The organism is Peptidiphaga gingivicola (assembly GCF_001652275.1).
GTDB classification, from domain to species: Bacteria; Actinomycetota; Actinomycetes; order Actinomycetales; family Actinomycetaceae; genus Peptidiphaga; species Peptidiphaga gingivicola.
In genome coordinates this window covers 248,679-271,943 of the sequence record NZ_LVZK01000001.1, presented here as the reverse complement: position 1 = coordinate 271,943, position 23,265 = coordinate 248,679, and the positions used below count along the sequence as shown (strand labels likewise).

At 61.9% G+C, this 23,265-nt stretch carries 16 protein-coding genes; 8 read left to right on the top strand and 8 right to left on the bottom strand.

Annotated features, from left to right (window positions below; translation table 11 throughout):
• The first annotated feature begins 32 nt into the window (after nt 1–32).
• The 6 genes from A4H34_RS01140 (at nt 33) to fbaA (ending at nt 6,425) form a co-directional block, all read left to right on the top strand.
• Complete coding sequence (locus tag A4H34_RS01140) at nt 33–803, top strand: SDR family NAD(P)-dependent oxidoreductase (protein ID WP_064230789.1); 771 nt, start codon at nt 33–35, stop codon at nt 801–803.
• Between the two features lie 480 nt (nt 804–1,283).
• Nucleotides 1,284–1,949 carry a LemA family protein gene (locus tag A4H34_RS01130; protein WP_064230788.1) on the top strand — a complete coding sequence of 222 codons (666 nt, stop codon included), beginning with the start codon at nt 1,284–1,286 and terminating at the stop codon, nt 1,947–1,949.
• A gap of 333 nt (nt 1,950–2,282) precedes the next feature.
• On the top strand, nt 2,283–3,683 hold the full coding sequence (locus A4H34_RS01125) for a hypothetical protein (RefSeq protein WP_064230787.1): 1,401 nt from the start codon (nt 2,283–2,285) through the stop codon (nt 3,681–3,683).
• A 116-nt stretch (nt 3,684–3,799) separates the two neighbouring features.
• Nucleotides 3,800–4,372: an orotate phosphoribosyltransferase gene (gene pyrE, locus A4H34_RS01120; RefSeq protein ID WP_064230786.1), complete on the top strand. Its 573-nt coding sequence runs from the start codon at nt 3,800–3,802 to the stop codon at nt 4,370–4,372.
• Nucleotides 4,373–4,517: 145 nt separating this feature from the next.
• On the top strand, nt 4,518–5,210 hold the full coding sequence (locus A4H34_RS01115; RefSeq protein WP_175407097.1) for a TrmH family RNA methyltransferase: 693 nt from the start codon (nt 4,518–4,520) through the stop codon (nt 5,208–5,210).
• A 186-nt stretch (nt 5,211–5,396) separates the two neighbouring features.
• The gene (fbaA, locus tag A4H34_RS01110) at nt 5,397–6,425 is read left to right on the top strand and encodes a class II fructose-bisphosphate aldolase (protein WP_040322563.1); all 1,029 of its coding nucleotides are present in this window, start codon (nt 5,397–5,399) and stop codon (nt 6,423–6,425) included.
• A 509-nt stretch (nt 6,426–6,934) separates the two neighbouring features.
• Here the strand turns inward: fbaA and A4H34_RS01105 are convergent.
• The 5 genes from A4H34_RS01105 to A4H34_RS01085 all read right to left on the bottom strand — a co-directional run bounded on the left by A4H34_RS01105 (nt 6,935) and on the right by A4H34_RS01085 (nt 13,640).
• On the bottom strand, nt 6,935–7,570 hold the full coding sequence (locus A4H34_RS01105; RefSeq protein ID WP_064230785.1) for a MusI family membrane protein: 636 nt from the start codon (nt 7,568–7,570) through the stop codon (nt 6,935–6,937).
• 13 nt (nt 7,571–7,583) lie between these two features.
• Entirely contained in the window at nt 7,584–8,438 is an 855-nt protein-coding gene (locus tag A4H34_RS01100) for a carbohydrate ABC transporter permease (protein WP_040323055.1), read from the bottom strand.
• 77 nt (nt 8,439–8,515) lie between these two features.
• Nucleotides 8,516–9,364, bottom strand: a complete 849-nt coding sequence (locus A4H34_RS01095) for a carbohydrate ABC transporter permease (protein WP_009198327.1) — start codon at nt 9,362–9,364, stop codon at nt 8,516–8,518.
• A 264-nt stretch (nt 9,365–9,628) separates the two neighbouring features.
• Complete coding sequence (locus tag A4H34_RS01090; protein WP_064230784.1) at nt 9,629–10,972, bottom strand: ABC transporter substrate-binding protein; 1,344 nt, start codon at nt 10,970–10,972, stop codon at nt 9,629–9,631.
• A gap of 301 nt (nt 10,973–11,273) precedes the next feature.
• Nucleotides 11,274–13,640 carry a glycogen/starch/alpha-glucan phosphorylase gene (locus tag A4H34_RS01085; RefSeq protein WP_064230783.1) on the bottom strand — a complete coding sequence of 789 codons (2,367 nt, stop codon included), beginning with the start codon at nt 13,638–13,640 and terminating at the stop codon, nt 11,274–11,276.
• A gap of 261 nt (nt 13,641–13,901) precedes the next feature.
• Between A4H34_RS01085 and A4H34_RS01080 the strand changes: the two genes are divergently transcribed.
• Entirely contained in the window at nt 13,902–15,182 is a 1,281-nt protein-coding gene (locus tag A4H34_RS01080; RefSeq protein WP_064230782.1) for an adenylosuccinate synthase, read from the top strand.
• Between the two features lie 128 nt (nt 15,183–15,310).
• Here the strand turns inward: A4H34_RS01080 and A4H34_RS11130 are convergent, their stop codons facing one another.
• On the bottom strand, nt 15,311–16,696 hold the full coding sequence (locus A4H34_RS11130; RefSeq protein ID WP_064230781.1) for a hypothetical protein: 1,386 nt from the start codon (nt 16,694–16,696) through the stop codon (nt 15,311–15,313).
• 433 nt (nt 16,697–17,129) lie between these two features.
• Nucleotides 17,130–18,095, bottom strand: a complete 966-nt coding sequence (locus A4H34_RS01070; RefSeq protein ID WP_156510198.1) for a proline-rich domain-containing protein — start codon at nt 18,093–18,095, stop codon at nt 17,130–17,132.
• 508 nt (nt 18,096–18,603) lie between these two features.
• Between A4H34_RS01070 and A4H34_RS01065 the strand changes: the two genes are divergently transcribed.
• Nucleotides 18,604–20,469 (top strand): phosphoenolpyruvate carboxykinase (GTP), encoded by a 1,866-nt coding sequence (locus A4H34_RS01065; RefSeq protein WP_009198337.1) that lies wholly within the window; start codon nt 18,604–18,606, stop codon nt 20,467–20,469.
• A 319-nt stretch (nt 20,470–20,788) separates the two neighbouring features.
• Here the strand turns inward: A4H34_RS01065 and A4H34_RS01060 are convergent, their stop codons facing one another.
• Nucleotides 20,789–23,164: an SdrD B-like domain-containing protein gene (locus tag A4H34_RS01060; RefSeq protein ID WP_064230779.1), complete on the bottom strand. Its 2,376-nt coding sequence runs from the start codon at nt 23,162–23,164 to the stop codon at nt 20,789–20,791.
• Nucleotides 23,165–23,265 lie beyond the last annotated feature (101 nt).

Genomic DNA, 23,265 nt, shown 5'->3' with positions numbered 1-23,265 from the left:
TCATGCCTTGAGCTTCGGGATAGGCTGAATGCATGGCTACCGCTTTAATAACCGGGGCGACATCCGGAATTGGTCGTGAAATCGCGTGGCAGTTGGCGGCTGAGCGCATGAACCTCATCCTCGTGGCGAGAAGTGCGGATCGACTCGAAGAGGTGGCCGAACATATCGGGCAGGTCGCCGACGTAGAGGTAGAGGTCCTGCCGGCCGACCTCTCGCAGGCCGAGGGCACCCTGCGCGTGTGCGAGCGCCTCATCGACGACGAGCGCCCCGTGGGCCTGCTCGTCAACAACGCGGGATTCGGGCTCGGCCAGGACTTCGTCGGCGGCGACATCGAACGCGAGCTCAACGCGCTCAACGTCATGGTGCGCGCCGTCCTCATGACGTGCCACGCGGCGATCCCCGGCATGGTCGCCCGCGGCGGCGGAGGCATCCTCAACATCGCCTCGATGGCCGCGCTGACGGCGCAGGGAACCTACTCCGCGCACAAGGCCTGGGTGCGCACCTTCACCGAGGGCTTGGCGGCAAGCTTGAAGGGCACGGGCGTCAACGCGACGGTCGTCTGCCCCGGCCTGGTTCATACAGAGTTCCACGAAAAGGTCGACGTCGATCCCGGGCAGTGGCCCGAATCCGCCTTCATCCCGGCCGAGAGGGTGGCCGCCGAGGCCATTGAGGGCGTGCGCCGCGGCAAAGTGGTCGTCACGCCGTCGCGAAGGTACCGCGCGCTCGCGGGCGCCCTCAAGGTCGCGCCCCGAAGCCTCGTGCGCGCTGTCGCGGGTCCGGAGCGTTCCGGCCGCCGCGGCTGAGCCTGCTCTGCTTGAGTCCAGCGTCGTCCGTGCTCCTGCTCCGGGCCTAACCCTGTCTCAGCCTGGCTCTCCGCAGCGGCTTAGCCTCCGCGCTCCGCCTATGCCGCCTCCTGCATTTTGGAAATTTCCGCCCCCGGCTTTCGTGACGCGTCGTTTTGCGCCGTCTCGTCGTTTTGTGCCGTCTTGCCGTTCTCTGCCGGGTAGTCCAAGGCCACGGTGCCATCGCATTGCGGACGCTTGTACCTCTCCCCGCAATCTGGCGCGAATTCGCCTTGCTTTTCGGGTTAGCCTGTTCGCGCAAGGCCGGCCTGCCGGTCTGTCTGGCCCTGACGACTTTCGAGGCGAAGGCCTCGGGCGTCGGCGGGGCTCGGTAAACTGAAACCCGCGGCGCGCGGCCCCAGATGCGGTTCCGCGTCGCATGCGAACAGGCGTCGCAGGGGCCCGTCCAGGGCACGCTGCGGAACCGGAAGGAAGGGAACGATGAAGGCTGCCATCATCGCCGTCGCAGCGATCTTGCTCCTGCTGATTCTGTGGTACATCGCCACGTACAACGGATTCGTCAAGCTGCGGAACTTCGTCCAGGAGTCGTGGCGACAGATCGACGTCGAACTCAAGAGGCGCCGGGATCTCATTCCCAACCTTGTCGAGACGGTCCGCGGGTACATGGCCCACGAGCAGATGACGCTGCAGGCCGTGGTCGAGGCGCGTCGCATGGCGGAAGCCCCGGCGGCTTCGCTCGCTCAGAGGTCGCAGAGCGAATCGGCCCTGTCGGACGCGCTCTCGCGGCTCTTCGCCGTTGCCGAGAACTACCCGACGCTGCGCGCCGACACGAGCTTCCTCAATCTCCAACAGGAGTTGACCAACACCGAGGATCGCATCGCCGCAGGCCGCCGTTTCTACAACTCGAACGTGCGCGACCTCAACACGAAAGCGGAGAAGTTCCCTTCTTCGATCGTGGCGTCGATGATGAACCTGCAGAAGGCCGAATACTTCGAGATCGACAGCGCCGACAGACAGCTGCCCCAGGTCAGCTTCGGCGGTTTCAACACGCCGCCCGCTGCCGGCTTCGGCGGCCAGCCCGGGTACGGATCCCAGAATGGCGGAATGCAGCCCGGCTTCGGCGGCCAGCCCGGAGGCGGTGTCTAACCTGGACGCCGCTCTCCGCACTTAAAATAATTAAGTCTTATATTATCTGACGCAGATCGGTTACCTTAGAGGAATTTATGTAGAATGTAGTCACTTTTGCACTTCGAAGTGTTTTAACTTTGTCTAGAATAGGTTCTAGATTTATTCTAGCGGAAACGAATGGATTCCTATCATGACGAAAGTTAACGGCAATCTATATGGTTTGATAAATAGTTAGTTCTTTGGGGACCTTTATTCCTTTTCTACGCATTAGAGGTTCTTTTTCTTTGTTAGAATATATTTTGAAGAAAGCTTCAAGTGCGAGAACAAAGACTCTTATAGAAAGGATAAAAGATGACCTTCCCGGCTCTCGACGCTCTCATTGGCAGGGTAAAAAGATCGGCTGTTGATGCTTATTTCGCCAGCTTCGAGTATTGGCGCGTGAAAGACAATAAATATATATATGGATATAATTGGGATGAGTTTGGTGATGAAAGAGGCCTTACTGCTCCCAATGAACAAGGTGAGGGAGGGTTTGAAATCATAGGCCCCGATGATCACTTGCACTACCTCGAGTTCATAGAAAAGTCGAAACAAATCATGGCTCACGTTGATGATGTATTGGGAAGATGGCGCTCACTTCCCGAACCTACAGATCTTGATAATGCGAAACGACTCTGCGGTGAGGTTTATGGTTATCTAGCAAACCAGATTATTCTGGGCGACACCGAAGAGCAGGGAAAAACCCCCGTAGTTGAGGGGAAAATTTCCGCCCAGCTACAGAAGGCAAACAATATTGCGGAAACACAGTTGTCCGGGAGTGGGATGTATAGTTTTAAGAACAACTTTCTTTTTCGCATGCAAGACATAATGAATAACCTTTGCGGTGTTTCACGCGTCGTTGAAACTGCGCTTGTGGTTGAACAGGGAGCGATCAAGAGCGCGCGCGAGGCCATTCTTGAGATTGCAACGCAAGCTAGGGAGTCTTTTGCAGCGGCAGCCAGTCAACCGCATGAGGAACTTACCCCCGCCAACATTCGCATTGTTGTTGCGGGAGCTGCAGCAATTGGCACTATCGCTTCTGGCGGAACGGCTTGGGTGGTGGGGGCTGGGCTTGTTGCTTTGGCGGCAGGAGCGATTGCGGATGCGATGGAAGTAAAGGTTGAACCTGCCCCGGAAGGCTTCAGCGCTGTGATGACCAACATGGAGATGGCTTTAAAAGAGGCAAATAAGCAACTAAAGGGAATTGAAGAGACTATACATTATAACCTTGCGACAAACGATTTAAAGATGAGTACTAATAAACAGAACTTTGATTTAGATTATCCGATTGTTCACCACGAAGATGTGGATCAAACAGATAGGAGGGGGGCTACAAACTCGCGTAACACTGAGCTTAGGATTGGAGAGATTTCTGCAGTGCGGGAAATTGCTGACAGGACTTTTCCGTCAGTCGCCTCAATGATGAATGCACTGGCTGAGATTGTCGGTGGTTTTAAGGTGCCTATTCGACGCGCAGATGGTGTCGGTTATGGCGATAGTGGTCCTATGTCAGATTTTTATGCGATAAACGACAGACTGATTGGTTTGATTCGAGATCTTGCCGAAGATATTGAGCTAGGTGCCCATACTTTAAATGTGGTTCTTGATTCTTATGAAGACATTGATTACCAATCGGCTAAGGAAATGGACAGTAAAATGGCAGAATATGAAACGCAAGCATCCGCAAGTGATCCGTGGCAGCGAAAGAAATGACTGGCGCTGAGGCTTGTAACTACGAATCTATTCCAATCAAATTCAAGTGAATTGTGGAACGGCGGAGTTCGTTGGGTGGCAAGTAATTACTGCACTTGCCCACTACACTTGGACCTGTGAACGATTCTCTTCGCAGGCGACTCATTGAACTGGTCGGCTCTTTGGCCGTCCAACGCGGGGACTTTACGCTGGCCTCCGGCAAGAAGTCCTCGTACTACGTGGACATGCGCCGCGCCACGCTTCATCACGAGGCGGGCCCGCTCGTCGGGCATGTCATGCTCGACATGCTCGAGGAGGCGGGCTTCGGCGCGGGCGTGGCCGACGCCGTCGGCGGACTGACGATGGGAGCCGACCCCGTGGCCACCGCCATCATGCACGCCGCGGCTTCCCGCGGGCTCGACGTCGACGCCTTCGTCGTGCGGAAGGAGGCCAAAGACCACGGCACAAAGCGGAGAATCGAGGGCCCGTCCATCGAAGGGCGCAACGTCGTGATCTTGGAGGACACGTCGACGACCGGCGGTTCGCCTATCCAAGCCCTCGAAGCCGCGCGCGAGGCCGGGGCGAACGCACTGGCGGTGGCGGTGGTCGTCGACCGGGCCACCGGCGCTAAGGAAAAGATCGAAGCCTGCGGCGTTCCGTACCTGGCCGCGCTCGGACTGGAAGACCTCGGCTTGGAAGCCCAGGCATGACTTGGCCTGGAAGCCGGGGCATGAGGCGGAAGCCCGGACGTGAGGCGATGAGCGCGGCTTCGGCTGCTGCGGCGGCTTCCGCTGCGAAGGAAAGGTCCAGCGACAAGGCAGCGGATCGGTCTTGCGGCGTGACGGGAAGGTCGGCGTGACTGACGAACCCGCGGAGGCGAGCAACCCCGCAGGTTCCTTCGAGCCCGCGCAGCTTTCCGGGCCGCCCGAGGACCCCTCGCTGGGCAATGCGCGGCGCGACGTCGGCGTCGGGCCGCATCCTCGCCCATGGCCGGACGATCCGCGCCTCGACCCGGCCCTGCTGGAAAGCGGCGACCGGCGCAACGTGATCGACAAGTACCGCTATTGGAGCGTCGAGGCGATCCGGGCCGACCTCGCTCCCAGCCGGGCGGCCCTCCAGATCGCCATCGAGAACCTGGCGCACGACCTCAACATCGGCTCGATCGTGCGCACCGGCAACGCCTTCAACGTCTCCGGCGTGCACGTCGTAGGCCGCAAGCGATGGAACCGCAAGGGCGCGCTCGTCACCGACAGGTACGTGGACGTCTTCCATCGGCCGGAGGTGCGCGACGTCGTCGAATGGGCCAGGGCAAACGACTACGCGATGGTTGCCGTTGACAATCCGCCGGGGTCGGCCGCGCTCGAAGAGACCCGGCTTCCCGAGCGGTGCCTGCTCGTGTTCGGACAGGAATCCTCCGGCATCTCGCCCGAGCTGCTCGCCGCCTGCGACTTCGCCGTGCGCATCGAGCAGTACGGTTCCACTCGCTCGATGAACGTGGCGGCCGCCGCCGCCATCGCCATGCACTGGTGGTCCGTGCAGCATCGGTGAGGGGAGGGCGCTGTGACCGTCGCCTCGGAAAGTCGGCACCGGAGCCTTGCCGAAGCAGTGACCGTCGCCTCAGCGTGACGGTGGCCTCAATCGCGGGCAGGAATCTTGGGACGTTCGCGTGTTGTGTACCTGCCGTCAAGTGAGAGAATAAGAGGGTAGTCAGCAACAACACGAAGGAGATTATTCGTGGCTATCGCAACCCCTGAAGTCTATGCAGAGATGCTCAACCGCGCCAAGGAAGGCAAGTTCGCCTACCCGGCAATCAACGTGACGTCATCGCAGACCCTCACAGCGGCCCTGCAGGGATTCACCGAGGCTCAGTCCGACGGCATCATCCAGATATCCGTCGGTGGCGCCGAGTACGCCTCGGGCTCCACTGTCAAGGACCGAGTCGCCGGTTCGCTCGCCCTCGCCGCGTATGCGCGCGAGGTCGCCAAGAACTACCCCGTGACCGTCGCGCTCCACACCGACCACTGTGCCAAGCAGAATATCGATTCGTGGGTACGCCCTCTGCTCGAGCTCGAGGCCGAGGAAGTCAAGGCCGGCCGCCTTCCCTTCTTCCAGTCGCATATGTGGGACGGCTCGGCCGTTCCGTTGGCTGAGAACCTCGAGATCGCCAAGGAGCTCCTCGCCCTGTCGCAGGCCGCCAACACCATCCTCGAGATCGAGATCGGCGTCGTCGGCGGCGAAGAAGACGGCGTGGTCGGCAAAATCAACGAGAAGCTGTACACCACCACCGAAGACGCGCTTGCCACGGTCGAAGCCCTCGGCCTCGGTGAGAACGGCCGTTACCTGACGGCTCTGACCTTCGGCAACGTCCACGGCGTCTACAAGCCCGGCCACGTCAAGCTGCGCCCCGAGATCCTGGGCACCATCCAGGAAGAGGTCGCGGCGAAGGTCGGCTGGAAGAACAACCGCCCCTTCGACCTCGTCATGCACGGCGGCTCCGGCTCCACCGCAGACGAGATCGCCCTCGCCGTCGCAAACGGCGTCATCAAGATGAACGTCGACACCGACACCCAGTACGCCTTCACCCGCCCGGTCGCCGAGCACATGTTCCGCAAGTACGACGGCGTCCTCAAGATCGACGGCGAAGTCGGCAACAAGAAGGATTACGACCCGCGCTCGTGGGGCAAGCTGGCCGAGGCCGGCATGGCCGCCCGCGTGCTCGAAGCCTGTGACCGCCTCGGCTCGGTCGGAACCAAGATGAACTGAGGCCAGAGCTTCTTGACGATCGGTTCGGTTCGACTGGGTCAACGGCGATCCGGCTAGGCGGCCCAGATTCCACCGAACGCGACGTTGCGCCGTCGTCGGCGAGCTTTCGCCGACGACGGCGCTTTCCGCTGAATGGCCTATGCCCATGCGGGAAAGCACCTTTCATGCCCCCGCCGCATTCCTATTCCCTGACGCCGCACCTATCTCTGACGCCGCGCCCGCCTTTATGCTCCGATCGCCGCTCCTGCGCCGGGCTGACCTCGCCGTTGTGCTTTGACCTCGCTTCGCTGCCGCTGCGTTGTTCTGCCGCTGCTGCGTCGCCCTGTTTTCGCCATGTTGCTCTGACGCCGTATCGTTCTGTTCCAGCCGGCTTGCTTTTGCTGCGGCGGGCCGATGGTTCCCCGCCCTCGGCGGCCGGCTAACCTGACGGTCGGCGCCGATTCGCTCTCTGACGATGGTTCCCCGCCCTCGGCGGCTGGAGACTGCTTCGGCCCCAGAACCGGAAACTCCTAGTTGCGGGCCGCCTCGAGCAGCTTGTCCAGCGCGGCCTTCTCGACGATGGCTTGCATGTATGCCGTGAACGCGACGCCGATGATCGCAACGAACCAGACCGCGGCCATGCGCGCCCTGGGAACCGCGACGAAGACGGCCAGCGGAGCGAGAGCCACTGCGACATTGGCCAGTGTGCGCCACAGGTAGCCCCCGGCAAGCACCGCGGCGTTTCCCACGTGGCCGATTGCCGTGTTCTCGAAGAATGCCTGGAGCGGCGCTATCCAGCTGAGCACGCCCAGCACGGCGGTGAGCCCCACGATGAGCAGGCCGTTCAGGCCGCCGGCCAGGCGAGAATCGTCAATGCCCGAAAGGAACCAGCTCTCGGCCGCGCCCGCCCCGAGGAGGAACGCGCACGGAATCCACCAGCCCATTGACTGAGCCAGATTCTTGCGGAAGGCCGCCCACCATGTGCGCACGAGGTAGCCGTCCTCCTCGCGGACCGTCTCGCCGCAGACACGGGCGCATGCCGTGAGCGCCGCGCCCGCCGTCACCACGGGAATGGAGGCGGCGAGCGTCAGCAGATTGACGATGACCAGATCGGTCGCCGTCGACAGACCTCGATAGAACTTCGAGTCGGGAGACAGGACGCCCATGCGACCGCGCGGCTCAGCCCTTGACCGCGCCTGCGGCCACGCCTTCGACGATGTACTTCTGGCAAGCCAGGTAGAAGACGACGATCGGGATGACGGCCATGACCAGCACCGCCATCTGCGCCCCGAGGTCCTTGTTCCCGTTCGTTCCGATCATTCCTTGGATGACGATCGGAATCGTCTTGTAACGTTCATCGCTGCCGATGACGAGGTAGGGGAGGAGGAAGTCGTTCCACACCCACATCGTGTTGAGAATGGCCACGGTGACTGCCGTCGGTTTGAGCAGCGGCATGACCACGCGGAAGTAGTTCTGCAGCGGCGAACAGCCGTCGATGTAGCTGGCCTCCTCGATCTCCAGCGGGATCGACTTGACGAAGCCGGAGAAGAGGAACACCGAAAGGCCCCCGCCGAATCCGAGATAGAGCAAGACCATTCCCCAGGGAGTCGCCAGCCCTAGCCTGTCGGCGATGCTCGACGTCGGAAACATGACCATCTGAAACGGCACGATCATCGAGAAGGCGAAGAGGTAGTAGATCACCGACGTCCACCACGTCTTCACGCGGGTGATGTAGTAGGCCGTCATCGCGCAGAAGAAGACGATCACGGCCACCGAGGCCACCGTGATGAACAGCGACCACAAGATCGCCTGGCCGAAATTCTCGTCCCCGAGGGTCTTTGTGTAATTGTTCAGACCCACGCTCGACTCCCCGTTCGGAAGCGCGAAAGGGCTTTCCGAGATGAACAGCTTGCCCTTGAACGAGTTGATCAAGATGAACGCGAGCGGAACGAGCCACAGAAGCGAAAGCAGCGTCAGAAAAAGCGTGAGCACCGCCCTGCCCGGGGAGAAACGCGGACGGGAGACAGCGGGCATCGGCGCTTTCGCGGCGGCATCGGACGGAATGTTTGCGGTGCCCGACGCCGAACGCGCGGCGTCGTTGTTGGTGGCGCTCACTGGTCGACCTCCTTCGAACGGGTGACGCGCAACTGAATGAAGGCGATGACGGCGACGACGATGAAGAAGATAACGGCCATGGCCTGCGCTGTGCCCTCGCCGTTTCGAATGTCGAACATCCTCTTGAAGATGTTGAGGGCCGCCATCTGGGTCTCCTTGTAGGGCTTGCCGTCCGTCAGAGCAAGGTTTTGGTCGTACATCTTGAACGTGTTGGCAAGCGTCAGGAATGTGCAGATGGTGATCGAAGGCATCATGATCGGCAGGGTCACGGACCTCATCGTCTGCCATTTGGAAGCGCCGTCAATCTGCGCGGCCTCAATGAGCTCGGGTGGAACGTTCTGCAGGCCCGCGATGTAGATGATCATCATGTATCCCATCATCTGCCAGCTGGTCAGCATGACCAGGCCCGCGAACCCATACCTCCAATCGTCTTGGATCGACCCTTCGGCGAAGCGGTTGATGATGGCGTTGAGCATTGTCTGCCACGTATAGCCGAGCACCAAGCCGCCGATGAGGTTCGGCAGGAAGAAGACGGTTCGAAAGACGTTGGTTCCGCGGAGCTTGCGGGTGAGCATGTAAGCGAGCGCGAATGCGCCGATGTTGACGGTGACGATGGCCACCGCCGTGACCATGGCCGTGAAGGTCAAGGCTTCAACGAAGTGCGACCTTTCGGAGAACGCGGTGGCGTAGTTCTTCAGACCCACCCATTCGGCGTCGTCGATGGCCGTGAACTTGTTGAAGGAAAGGTAGACGCCCACCACGAAGGGAATGAGGAAGGCGATGGTAAAAGCGATGAGTGTGGGCCCGGTGAAGACCGGGAAGTATTTCTTCAAGGATCTGGTCATGGTCGGTCTCCAAAAGGAAGTGCTGCGACGAGCCGGCGGCGTGCCCTTGCCTTGCAGGGATTGGGCGTTCTTTTACTTTACAGAGATTGTGGGACTGCGGCTCCGCAGGTGGGCGTGGTGAGACGGCCACGCGCCCGCCTGCGGCGCCGTCGCAGCGTCTAAGTGCCTACATCGCCGCGTTTCTCTTTGCGCGGGCTCTCCCGGCGCTGGCCTTGCGCCGCGGTGAGGCGGGCCGCGCCGGGGAGGCGTCGGCCCGCCTGTGCGCTAGCTGTCCTTGTTCTGCTCCTTGCCCTTCTTCCATTCGGAAGTGAAGTACTTGGCGACGTCAGACCACTCTTCCTTGCCGGCGGCGTACTGCTGGAGGTGCGAGCCGAGCTGCTTCTTGTAGTCTTCCGAGGGGAAGACCGTGAAGTCCCAGGTCACGGGATCGAGGTCCTTGTTGTTGATGTACTTGACCACTTCCTTGCCGAGCGGATCGGACGGGCTCTGAGAGGCGAAGGTGTCAAAAGGCGCGATGAAACCGAGATCCTCGGAGACCAGCTTGGCGCCTTCCTTGGTGGTGTAGAGCCAATTGACGAAGTCGATCGAGGCTTTCTTGTCGGCTTCGGACGCCTTGTTGTTGAGGGCGAGGTAGTTCTCCGTTCCGATCGCGATGCCGTTCTTCTCCTCGCCCTTGACTCCCGTGTAGATCGGAAGGAAATGAACGTCCTCAGGCTTGACGACGTTGCCTTTGTCGCCCTTGATCTGCTCCCAGGCCCAGTTGCCGTTCTGGACCATGGCAGCCTGGCCGCGGGCAAACTCGGACATCGAGTCGGAAACGGACTTGTTGCTTGCCTCCGAAGGAGAAACCGTCGAGTTCTTCAGGTACAGGTCGAAGATCTTCTTGTAGTTGTCGAGGTAGGTTCCCTTGAGGGTGTCGGTGTCCTTGACCTTGGCGTCCTTCAACTCGTAATGGAGGGGATAGTTGGCCAGGTGGGTATGCCAGCGCCAGTCCTCCCCGGAAGCGAGCGACGTCGAAGCGAACGCGCCCTTGATGCCGAGCTGATCCTTCTTGGCCTGCATGTCCTCGGCGACTTCCTTGAGCTTGTCGAAGCCCTTGATCTCGTCGATCGACTTCGCCTTGGCATCGGGCAGTGCGAAGTACTTCTTCATGATGGCGTCGTTGTAGACGATTCCATAGCCCTCAGTGGTGAAGGGCACGCCGTAGATCTTGCCGTCTTCGCCCTTGAGCGCCAAATCTTTCTTCGTCAGATGCTTGGTGAACTTCTCGTCGCTCAGGTCCGAAACGTACTTCTCCCAGTTCTTCAGGCCGATGGGGCCATTGACGTTGAAGAGGGTCGGCGCGTCAGACTTGTTGATTTCCGTCTTGAGCGTCTGCTCGTAGTTTCCGGCCGCCGCGGTGCGGATCTTGACCTCGACGCCCGTCTTCTTCTTGTATTCTGCCGCGACTTTCTTCCAGGCCTTCTCGGCTTCGGGTTTGAAGTTGAGGTAATAGACGGAGGCTTTGCCGTCGTCTTTCTTGTCAGAGCTGCTCGAGCAGGCCGCGAGGCCTCCGAGAGATACCGCGGCCGCCGCCACGGCGGCCACGATGCTTGTGGTGCGACGCATGAATGCCCTCCTTTGGACAAACCGGCGAGACAGTCCCGCCGTCGGGGTGTGCGTTGCTCGGTGAGAGCCGAGCTACCCATTTTCTATCACAAGTGGAGGCGGTTATGAAAACTGTTGCACAAACGTTACAGAAACGAGGTTCTCCTTTTAGGGAAAAGGTGCGAAGACGCCAGTCGAGATCGCGTAAGACGCAGCAGAGATCGCAAAAAGGTACGTGATCTCATGAGTCGCCTCCAGTGCTCATCATGAGATCACGTACGCGTCAGAAGGACGCCGCTGGGGCCGTCTGGCTCGGGAACGATCAGATGGACTTCGGTTCGATCTTCCAGACCTCGCGGGCGTAGTCGCCGATCGTTCTGTCGGAGCTGAAGATGCCCGAACGGCAGATGTTGACCCAGCACTTGCGCGCCCACTCTTTGCGGTCGCGGTAATCCTCGGCCATGCGGTCGCGCGCTTCGCGATAGGACGCAAAGTCGCCCAGCAGGTAGTAGGTGTCGGGTTTGTCCCACGATGAGCCGTCGATCAGCGAGGCCCGCAGATCGTGGAAGTCGCCCGACCCGCCGTCATTGAGGGTTCCGTCGACGAAGGCGTCCATGACGCGCTTGAGCCCCGGGACCGTCTCGTAGTGGTGGCGGGGGTCGTAGTTGCGGCGAAGCTCGGGGAGCTCCTCCTCGCGAGCTCCGAAGATGTAGGCGTTGTCCTCGCCGACGGCCTCAACGATCTCCACGTTGGCGCCGTCGAGCGTGCCGAGCGTAAGGGCGCCGTTCATCATGAACTTCATGTTCGACGTTCCCGAGGCCTCCTTTCCAGCCATCGAGATCTGCTCGGAGACGTCGGCGGCTGGGATGATGTATTCGGCGGGCGTCACGTTGTAGTTCTCGACGAACACGACGCGGATGAGGTCCTTCGTGTCGGGGTCGTTGTTGACGACGCGGCCGACTTCGTTGATGAACTTGATAATGGCCTTCGCCCGCTTGTATCCGGGGGCGGCCTTGGCGCCGAAGACGAAGACGCGCGGGACGACGTCCATGCCGGGGTCGGCCTTGATCCGGTAGTACAGATCGAGGATGTACATGGCGTTGAGAAGCTGGCGCTTGTACTCGTGCAGGCGCTTGATCTGCACGTCGTAGACGGCGTCGATCGGAATCGAGTCGCCCTGTCGCTTTTCCAGCCACTCGGCGAAACGCACCTTGTTCTTGCGCTTGATCTCGTTGAGGCGCTCATACAGCGCGTCGTCGCCCTTGGCCTCGAGGTCGAGAAGCTTTGAGAGGTCGCGAACCCAGGCGTCGGAGCCGAGCTTTTCGGTCAGCAGCGCGGCCAAGCCCGGGTTGCAGGCGTTGAGCCAGCGGCGTTGCGTCACGCCGTTCGTCTTGTTGTTGAACTTCTCAGGCCAGATGTCGTGCCAGTCGTGGAGGGTGTCGCGCTTGAGGATGTCGGTGTGGATTGCCGCGACGCCGTTGATCGAATACGACGCATAGCAGGCGATCCACGCCATGTGCACGCGCCCTCCGGAGAGCGGCGCCATGTAGTCGATCTTCCCTTGATCGCAGCCCTTTTCGGCGAGCTCGATGCGGAATCGACGGTCGATTTCGGCGATGATCTCCATGATGCGCGGGAAGATCTGCTGGAAAATCGAGGTCTCCCACGTTTCCAGGGCCTCGGCGAGAACCGTGTGGTTGGTGTAGGCGAAGGTGCTTTGCACGACCTTCCACGCGTCTTCCCAGGACATGCCGTGTTCGTCCAGGAGCAGGCGCATGAGCTCGGGGATGGCCAGCACCGGATGCGTGTCGTTGAGCTGGATCGAGTTGTACTTGCCGAAGTCGCGCAGGTCCTCTCCGTGGTTTCGGATGTAGGTGTCGATCATCGTCTGCAACGACGCCGAAACGAAGAAGTACTGCTGGCGCACGCGCAGGACCTTGCCCTCGTAGGTCGTGTCGTTCGGGTAAAGGACGCGGCACAGGTCGGCTACGCGCTCCCGCTCGATGATCGCGTCGGTGAAACGCTGGGAGTTGAAGGCGTCGTAGTCGAACTCCTCGATGGGCTCGGACTTCCACAGGCGAAGCGTATTGACGTTCTTCGTCCCATAGCCGGTGATAGGCATGTCGTAGGGCACCGCGCGCACATGCATGTCGGCGAAATGGACGTACTTGGAGGCCTCTTCGTGGCGGATGACGAAGGGGTAACCCTCCTCCATCCAGGGGTCGGGATGCTCGTTTTGGAAGCCGTCGTCGATCGTCTGCTTGAAGAGCCCGTAGCGGTAGAGGATTCCGTAGCCCGTCACCGGAAGGTCCATCGTTGCGCAGGAATCCAGGAAGCATGCGGCCAGGCGGCCCAGGCCTCCATTGCCCAGGGCGGCGTCGGATTCTGCCTCGAGGATGTCGCTGAGGCTCTGGCCGAGGGCTTCGAGGGCAGCGCGGGCGTCGTCGAGCATGCCCAGATTGACGAGGTTGTTGAGCAACGCGCGGCCCTCGAGGAACTCCGCGGAAAAGTAGGCCGCTTGCCGGCCGGGCTCGTAGGCGCGGTAAGTTGCGTGCCAGGCGTCCGCGATGCGTTCAACGACGAGGCTCGAAAGGCCCGTCCAGAACTCCATCTCGGTCGAGTTTCGGGTGGTTTTGCCGGAGGCGGCGCGGACGAATGCGGCCAATGGCTGCGTCAGGTCGGTCGACATGATTCTCCTTGCGAACTTAAAGGACGCTGTGAACCCCGGCCGATGGCTGGCGCCGAGCAATGGCGGTGACACCGGGCAGGCGTCGTCGCGTCATGCACGTCACATCAAGACTACAGGGTGTCGGGCGGAGAATGCTCGCCCACTTTTGTGGCAAATGCGACGATTGCGCCGGGGCGGACCGTGCACGGCGGGCGGTCATTGCCTATGCTTGGGGCGTAAAGCGGGTATCCCTTTACATGGTTTGAGGCAAACGGAGGAAGTATGCCCGCAATCGTCATTCTCGGAGCGCAATGGGGCGACGAGGGCAAGGGGAAGGCAACCGATCAGCTCGGAACGGCCGCGCGGTGCGTGGTCAAGTTCAACGGGGGCAACAACGCCGGCCACACGGTGGTGGTCGATGGGGAGAAGTTCGCGCTGCATCTGCTGCCCTCGGGGATTCTTTCGCCGGGATGCGTTCCTGTCATCGGCAACGGGGTGGTGGTGGATCTCGGAGTCCTCTTCCAGGAGATCGCCGAGCTTGAATCGCGGGGGATCGACGCCGCTAGGCTGCGGATTTCAGCCAATGCGCATGTCATCACACCCTTTTGCAAGGTCCTCGACGCGCTCAGCGAGCGAAGTCTGGGGCCGCGCAAGATAGGCACGACGGGGAGGGGGATCGGCCCGGCATACTCGGACAAGGCGTCGCGTTTGGGCATTCGCATCCAAGACGTTTTCGACCGCGAGCTTTTGCGCGAACGTGTGAGCGCCGCCGTCGAACAGAAGCGGGCCCTGCTGGAAAGCGCGGGGGAAGAGGTCGACGTCGAAGCCGTCGTCGCCGAGCTTTCCGGCTACGCCGAACGGCTGCGCCCGATGGTCGCCGACGTCGGACGCGAGGTCAATGCCGCCCTCGACGCCGGGGAGACGGTGGTTTTCGAGGGCGGGCAATCGACGATGCTCGACATCGACCACGGCACTTACCCGTTCGTGACGTCGTCGAACGCGACGGCCGGCGGGGCCTGTACGGGGACCGGTGTGGGGCCCGCGCGCATCGACCGTGTTGTGGGGATCGCCAAGGCGTATGTCACCCGCGTGGGCGAGGGCCCTTTCCCGACGGAGCTCCTCGACGAGGCGGGCGAGCGGCTTCGATGCAACGGAGGCGAGTTCGGAACGACGACGGGGCGTCCGCGCCGTTGCGGATGGTTCGACGTTCCGGTGGCCCGTTACGCGACGAGAGTCAACGGGCTGACGGACCTGGTCTTGACGAAGCTCGACGTTTTGGGCGGCTTCGCGGAGATCCCCGTATGCGTCGCCTACGAGATCGATGGCGTGCGCGTCGACGAGGTCCCCGTCACTCAAGCCGAATTTGCGCGAGCCAAGCCGGTCTACGAGCTATTTCCCGGATGGGACGAGGACGTCTCCTCCTGCCGCGGCTTCCGAGATCTGCCCGTTGAAGCCCAGGACTACGTTTCGACCCTCGAGGGCCTGTCGGGCTGCCCGATCTCGCTCATCGGAGTGGGGCCCGGACGCGACCAAACGATCGTTCGCCGGAGCCTGCTTCCATAGAGGTCTTTTGGAGGGCTTCAAAGGGCTCATTGGGAGGGCCGCCGTCAAGGAGGCCATGGCGACGAAAAGGGCGTTCGCCTGATCAGGTGAACGCCCTTTCGAGTCGGGGCCTCATAGAGCGTCGAGGCCTAGAGAACCTTGGTCGGCGGGACGCTCAGGGGGACCGTAAGTCCATCCCGCGCGCCTGGCGAGGGGAAATCGGAGGGAGAGTACGACAAGGGCGTGGTTTCGGCGCCGGGAGTGCTCGGCAGGGGCGTGGTTTCGGCACCGGGAGTGTTCGGCAGGGGCGTGGTCTGAGCGCTTGGAGAGGCCATGGCCGACGCACTTTCACTCGACGGAATCGGGCTTGCGGCGGTCGACGACGTCCGGCTCGCGCCCGCCGAAGCCTGCAAAGCGTTCCCTGCCTCCACCTGGCCTGCCGATTGCGCCGACTGCGGGCCTGGGAAAGCTTCGCCTGAATACTGGCCTTGGTGCGGCTGCCCGCCGTCTAATCCGGTGGGCCCGCCGGGGCCGGGGTAGCTGCCCGTGCCAGGGTAGTTTCCGCCGCCGGGGCCGGGGTAGCCGCCTGGACCCGGGTATCCGCCTGGACCCGGGTATTCTCCTCCAGAGCCGGGGTAGCTGCCCGTGCCGGGGTAGTTTCCGCCGCCGGGGCCGGGGTAGCCGCCTGGACCCGGGTATCCGCCCCCGGGGCCGGGGAATCCCCCGCCGGGGCCGGGGTAGCCGCCTGAACCTGGGAAGCCGCCGTCGGACTTCCTGCGGGTGACGAGGAGGACGATTGCGACGATGGCTACAAGAACGCCGCCGCCGATGGCGAACCACGCCCACATCGGCATGCCTTCGTCTTTCTTGGGCGATGCCCATGGCGTCGGCGTATCGTCCGGGGTCGTTTCAGGCGAGGTTGACTTGGCGGTCGTGGGCGACTCGGAGGGGCTTTCCGACTCGTCGTCCGTGGTGCCTATGTATCCCAACTCGCCTCCGGCAGTGGCGCTTACGCCTCTCTTCACGATGTCGTAGTTATCCCACTCCGCCGTGTTTCCATTGATTTTTCCGCCTTTGCTCACGTCCGTGACCTCGGAGGGGAGGGTGATGCCCATCTTGAACTTGAGGTCGCTCATTCTCGAACGCACCGAGCCCTTGAGCTGGCCGTCCATTGCCTGCCAGAATGCTCGGGGAACGGTGACGGTTACGTGCCCCTCGTCGTCCTTTTCGGCCAGGGTCTTCAGGAAGGGACCGTCTTTGAACGTGAGCTTGCAGCCCATGCCCTTCGCACCGGGAACCGATTCGATGACGGGGGTGCCATAGGTCGATTTTAGGGACTCCATTTGCGAGGACAGAACCTGGCAGTCTCCGACCTTTGTCGAGGGGTCCTCGGTGTCGAACGCTACGCTTAAGGCGGTGCCTCCGTCTTCGCCGACTGTGATGTTTGTATCGACTCGACACGCTGAAAGGATCAGCAGGAATGGCAGAAAGAGAAGAAGGGACCGGCGACGTCCCTTCTTGGCGATGGTAGTCATGTGCTTGTCCCTATCTGATAAGCGTGTCCGTCATGTTCAAGAACAAAGGTAGCGACTTGGGCGCTCTGCGCACAATCGGTTGAGGCGAAAGCGACCGTCTTTGTTCCTTGCTTTACCTATAGTTCATCGCCTTGCGCGCGGCCGCGATGCGAACTCTTCGGCAAGTTGTAAAATCCTCGCAAGCTCCCTCTTTTGATCGGGCGGGAGAGTCTCGGCAAATTGAAAACCTTGGTCGTTCTGAGCGAGCGACAGGAGCACGCGGTGAATGTGCTCTGGTGAACGAAGGGCCTCGCAGACTTCGTGACTTACGTTCAAGGCCGGTGGCTGAAGTGCGAGCGTTGTGTTCGGTTGTGCCGAGCGCCTCCTCGGTCCGTCCGCTCCGGAACCATGCGTCCGGAGCGGACCGAGGGCCTGTACGGTGCCCGAGGAGCTGTCAGTAGCCGCCCTGCTGTGGAGGATTCTGTGGGTAGCCTCCGCCTTGCTGCGGCGGGTACTGGGAGTGGCCCTGCGGGGCCTGTGGTCCGCCGAACTGTTGTGGAGCCTGGGGTCCGCCGAACTGCTGCGGTGCCTGGGGCCCGCCGAACTGCTGCGGGGCCTGCGGCTGTCCGAACGGGGCTGCGTAGGCTGCCTGCCCGGGGCCAGATCCCTTCCCCTTTCGCGTCGCGAGGAAGATTATGACGCCCAAGAGGACGACGGCGCCGCCTCCGATGGCGAACCACGCCCACATTGGGAATCCGCCGTCGGAGTCTTTCTTAGACGAGGCTGCGGGCTTGTTTGCCGCCCCGTCGTCGTTCTTCGCTGTGGTTTCTTCGTCGTTCGCAGAGGGTTCCTCGCTGGAGCCGCCGTCCTTTTCGGCCTTGATTTGCGCTCCTTGGGCGATGACGTCGAGTCCCTCGTACTTCACCGTGTTGCCGCTGATCTTGCCGTTTCCGGACGCTTCGGTGATCTTTCCGGGCATGACAATCTTGAGCGTGGCCTGGATCTGCCCCCTGAAGCTTGAAGAGTTGAACCTCGGATTGCCGGCCAGTTTGAGGACGTAGCCGCTAGAAGTCTTCGTGAGTCCGGACTCTTGCCTGGCTTGTTTTTGAGTCAGCTTGCATTTGAGATTCCCTCCGTTGGAAAGGTCCTCCATCCTGAACTTGTCCAGATTGAGGCCGGCGCTGCTTCTTCCCTGGAAAGACTGTTTCATCCGAGACATCAATGATTCGCACGTCAGGTTCTGGCCGCTCAACTTGCCCTCGTCGTCTTCAAAGACGACGCTCGAAACGGCCGTGCCGTCGTCCTTGTACTCTACGGTCATGTCCATCTTGCACGCGGCGATCAGGAGCATGAAGGGAAGCAAGGCTGCCGCGAGCAACCGGGACCGCTTCCTCACGGTTGTGCGTGGAAGAACGCTCATTGTTGAATCCTTAGTTTGAAGCGCGCTTGTCGCGCCGTACAGGGAACAGCATAGTTGGTGGGAGAAAACGGCACACGTTGCCAGGTGGGGACCTCTCGTTCCTTGGCCTGCCCGTTTCTCGTGTTTGGGCCGAGGCATCTTCTTGTTCTGGTTCTCTGTTTCTCTTGCTTTGGGCACGCCTGTCCTTTTGCTTTCGGCGCGCGCATCGCTTCCCTCGCCTTCGACGTCGGACCCTTGGCGAGGTTTCAGCGGGCGTGGGAAAGCTCTGCAGGCACTTGTCGGCGTCGCGCTCCGCCGGGCGGTTTGCCGAGGCGCGGCGAAAGCTCCCGCCCGGTTCTCTTGGGCGGCTTCGACGACGCCGATGTGTGAAAGATCGCACCCGCCGCACCCATGCCATTCTGGGACGAAACGCACGGGAAATCCCCAGCTTTTTCCGCAACAATAGATGTCGTTCGCGCCGTGGCGGCAGGGCTGCGGCAGCACATCGCAGACTCAGGAAGGAAACGCGATGACGGATAAGACCTACACCGTCGAAGAGGTTCGGGCCGGAGCGCCCGCCGAGGCCCCTGAAGAGTTGATTGAGTTCGTTGCGAAGACGGCCAATCTCGCCAAGCCCGACTCCATTTACTGGGCTGATGGCTCGGACGAAGAATGGGATCGCCTCACCACCGAGATGGTCGAGGCTGGAGTTTTCACGCGCCTCAATCCCGAGAAGCGCCCCAACTCCTTCCTTGCGCGCTCGCTTCCCTCCGACGTCGCCCGCGTGGAGTCCCGGACGTTTATCTGCTCCGAGAAGGAAGAAGACGCCGGCCCGACCAACCACTGGTACGACCCGGTCGAGATGAAGAAGATCCTCCACGAGAAGTTCGACGGCGCCATGCGCGGCCGCACGATGTACGTCGTTCCCTTCTCGATGGGCCCGCTCGGCGGACCGATCTCCAAGCTCGGCATCGAGCTGACCGACTCTCCCTACGTGGTCACGAACATGCGCATCATGACCCGAATGGGATCCAAAGCTCTCAAGCTCATCGGCGAAGGCGGCGAATGGGTTCCCGCGGTCCACTCTGTCGGATACCCCCTGCGCGACGCCGATGGGACCGTCCGTGAGGACACCGCTTGGCCTTGCAACGATGAAAAGTACATTACGCACTTCCCGGAGACGAACGAGATCTGGTCCTATGGCTCCGGCTACGGCGGCAACGCGTTGCTGGGCAAGAAGTGCTATGCGCTGCGCATCGCCTCGACGATGGCCCGCCGCCAGGGGTGGATGGCCGAGCATATGCTCATCCTTCGCCTGACCGACGAGAAGACCGGCAAGCAGTACCACGTGACGGCCGCCTTCCCCTCGGCTTGCGGCAAGACCAACCTCGCCATGCTCCAGCCGACCATTCCCGGTTACAAGGTCGAGACAATCGGCGACGACATCGCGTGGATGCGCCCCGGTCCCGACGGGCGCCTGTACGCAATCAACCCCGAGGCCGGCTTCTTCGGCGTCGCCCCCGGAACCTCGTACGACACGAACCCCATGGCGATGGACACCATGCGCGGCAACTCGATCTTCACGAACGTAGCCCTGACCGACGACGGCGACGTGTGGTGGGAGGGCATCGACGCCCCGCTTCCGGACCACCTCATCGACTGGACCGGCAAGGACTACACCCCCGCCGACGCCGCCGAGGGCAAGAAGGCCGCCCACCCGAACAGCCGCTTCACGGTTCCCGCCTCGCAGTGTCCGATCATCTGTAAGGATTGGGAGGCCCCGCAGGGCGTGCCGGTCGATGCAATTCTCTTCGGAGGCCGCCGCGCCAGCAACGTGCCGCTCGTCGCCGAGCAGTACGAGAATGCCCACGGCGTGTTCATCGGAGCGTCGGTCGCCTCCGAGGTGACCGCCGCCGCGACGGACGTCAAGGCCGGCTCGCTGCGCCACGATCCCTTCGCCATGCTGCCTTTCTGCGGATACCACATGGCGGATTACTGGGGCCATTGGCTGGAGCTCCAGGAAAAGCTCGGTGACAAGTTCCCGAAGGTCTTCCAGGTCAACTGGTTCCGCAAGGGCCCCGACGGCAAGTTCATGTGGCCGGGATACGGCGAGAACTCGCGAGTTCTCGACTGGATCGTCCGCCGAGTCGGCGGGCAAGTCGATGCCATTGACGGCGTGACCGGTCGCTACCCGAAGTTCGAGGACTTCAACCTTGATGGGATCGACGTCGACAAGGCCACGTGGGATGCCCTGTTTGAGATCGACCCCGATGCTTGGGCTGCCGAGATGGACGAGACCGAGGAGTACTTCAAGCAGTTCGGCGACAAGCTTCCCGCCAAGATCACCGAGCAGCTTGCGAAGTTCCGTGAGCGCATCGCCGCGGCGAAGGCCTGATTGGGGCCGCGCTGAAAGGCGCTGCCTGATGATCGGCTGACGGCCGGCGAGAGGGCGCTGCCCGCCTGCTTCGTGACGCGCAAACGGAAGCGCAGACGCTTGGCGGGCGTCGCGAGTAGTTGTTTGTTCATCTGCCTCGTGAGCGGCGAGCAGACGCTTGTACAGCCAGCAGGTGGGCGCTGAGCTCAGAGCGGACGAACGAGGGGCGGACCCGAATCAATCGGGTCCGCCCCTGTTTGATGAAGCGTTGCAGGGCTTCGGCCGCAGTGTCCAGCGCGCTAGCTATTGCAGCCTGCTGCGCGAACCCAACGGCCCAACCTCACAGCGCATTCCTGCGCCTGCGAATCGCGATCAGCGTTCCGCCTGCCGCAGTCAGAACAAGCGCGCCGAGCCCCATCGCGGTGCTGTCCAAGCCCGTGAAAGCGAGGGTTTTCTTTGGAGCGTCGCGAGTCGGCTTAGCCGGAGCCGGCTGCGAAGGATTCGGCGTTGGCTTGCGGGAAACCGAAGGCGGTTGCGCAGGCGTCGGAGGTATCGCCGAGGGAAGGGACGGCGGCATGGAAGGAGTCCCGGGAGGCGCCGGCGGCGTCGACGGCCCGGTGGGCGGTGTCACGGGAGTCGGCGGTGTTGAGGGCCCGGTTGTCGGCGTCGAAGACGGTTCGGTCGTTGGCGTCGAAGGACCCGTGGGAGGCGTTGTTGGAGTCTCGGACGGCGTCGGAGTGGGCGTCGCAGGTGATTCTCGCTTGACGTAGCCGAAGTCGAGCGTCGCGTCGCGCTGACCGTCCGCAGTCAGGTCCCCGGATTCGGCCTGGCCGGTCGAAGAATCCTTTGCCCGATCGCTTCCCTGGCCGGCCTTTGTGGGCGTGTATCCTTCGGGGTCGGTGACTTTGACGGTGTAGTGCTTGCCCGCTGGAAGAACGGGAAGGTTGGCGAATGTGTACGCCCCCTTCTTGTCAGTCTTGACGGGGGAGACGGGCGCCCCGTCGACGTCGGAGACCTCTTTGCCGTCGGGCCCGACCAATGTGAGGGTCACGCCCTCGATGCCGGGCTCGCCGTCGTCTTGCAAGCCGTTCTTGTTCTCGTCGAACCAAACGAAGTCGCCGACCGAGACCTTCGGAGCCGGACCCGACGCGGCGTGCCAGGGGTCGGAGTCCTCGACGGGGGTTTGCGAGGCAACTGAAACGGCAGCGACCTTCGCGTTGTCAGCGTGCGTCTTATTCGCTCCCATCGGGTCGAGCGTTCCCTGGCATTCGAAGGACGCCTTCCGCGGGAAGACCCATGCCCCCAAATCGATCCGGCCCTGCGCGTCCGCCTTGCGGGGCGTTCCGTCGACGACGCACTGGACGTCCTTCAGCGCCGGACCGTCGGCCGTTGTGTCGGTGACTGTCACGTTTGTCAGATCTTCGATGCCGACGTTGGTCACTGTGAATTTGACCGTTGCGCCCTGATCGGCTGCAAGGGAAAGGCCAGGGGCGGAATTGCGGTCGCCGGCGGGAAGGTTGCTCGGCTCGAAGTCCGGATCGCCGGAGACGTCCGGCTCGCCGGAGCCGTCCCACTGGATGCCCTCCCAGTCACCGTCGTACTTCTCAATGTCGATGGCGGGAACGGTGATGCCGGATCCCTCGCCGCCGCCTCCCTCGAACTTGAGGTACTTGGCCAGCCCGAGGGTCTTCTTGCCGGTGTCATAGGAGATGTTGGCCGTGTTTGAGAGGGTCTTCTTGATCCCGACGGCGTCTTTGGCGCCGTGAACGGGCTGTCCCTTGGCGTTGGTGCGGAGTTTCATTCCGTAGATCACCTGCAACTGCTTGGACGTCAGGCCGGCGGGTTTCGTCACGGTGATCTTGGGAGCGCCGCTCGCGATCCCGTCGCACGACGCCTCGATGTAAACCCCGGCGGGCGTCGAGCCGGCCTCGAACACCCCGTTCGCAACGTCGCGCGTTTGGAGGAAGGCGTAAGCGCCCTCGGCCGCCTGGCCGTTGACGCAGTAGACGAGGTCGGCGTCGGCCTTGTCGTCGATCGAGGCGGTGGTCCATTGGAGATTGTCCAAGACGATTCCGTAGCTGATGGCCGATTCGTCCCTGTTGATGAGAACGCCGGATTCGTCAGTGGCCGTGGCCTCAGCCTGGTTCGGTATCCACCAGCCCTTCTTGGATTCCTCTTCGGGGCCGTTGAATCCGACGAGCTTGTTGATCCTCACCTGCGTGCCAAAGATGTCGACGTCCATGGCGTTCGTCGTCGAATCGAATACGAGCGCCCTTTGATTGAGCGTGGCGTTGAAGTATGCTGTTCCGTTTACGTTCTGGTGTGTTTCCACGTAGTCAGTGGTGAAGGTGATGACCATTCTATTTGTGCCCGAATCGAACGCGGCCCGGCCGATCTCTTCGCCCGAGGGCGACAGGACCGCAAAGCCGGGGGCGGAACCCGCATCGATCACGTCGGGGAGCTCGACGGCGATCGTGTCGCCCCGGCTGGTGCCGTTCGGCACCGCCCAGGTGAAGTTGAGCCGGACTGAGTCCCACTGCCCCCAGGCGGTCGCTTCGGGCGTCACCTGTTTGATTCCGTAGATGCCGTCGTTTGGGATTTCAGCGGCCTGCGCGGCGCGCGGTGCGAAAGCGACGGTTGCGATGAAGGACACGACGAAAGCGAGGAGCATCGCCTTGACCTTCGAGACGGGACGCCGCGAAGGTATCTTTTTCATATTCATTTCCTGAACTCGTGATGTGAAAGTGAGCATGGAGTTCGGTAGACACGCCTCCGTTGGGGAGTTTAACGACGTGGAATGTGCTCTGTAATCAGACG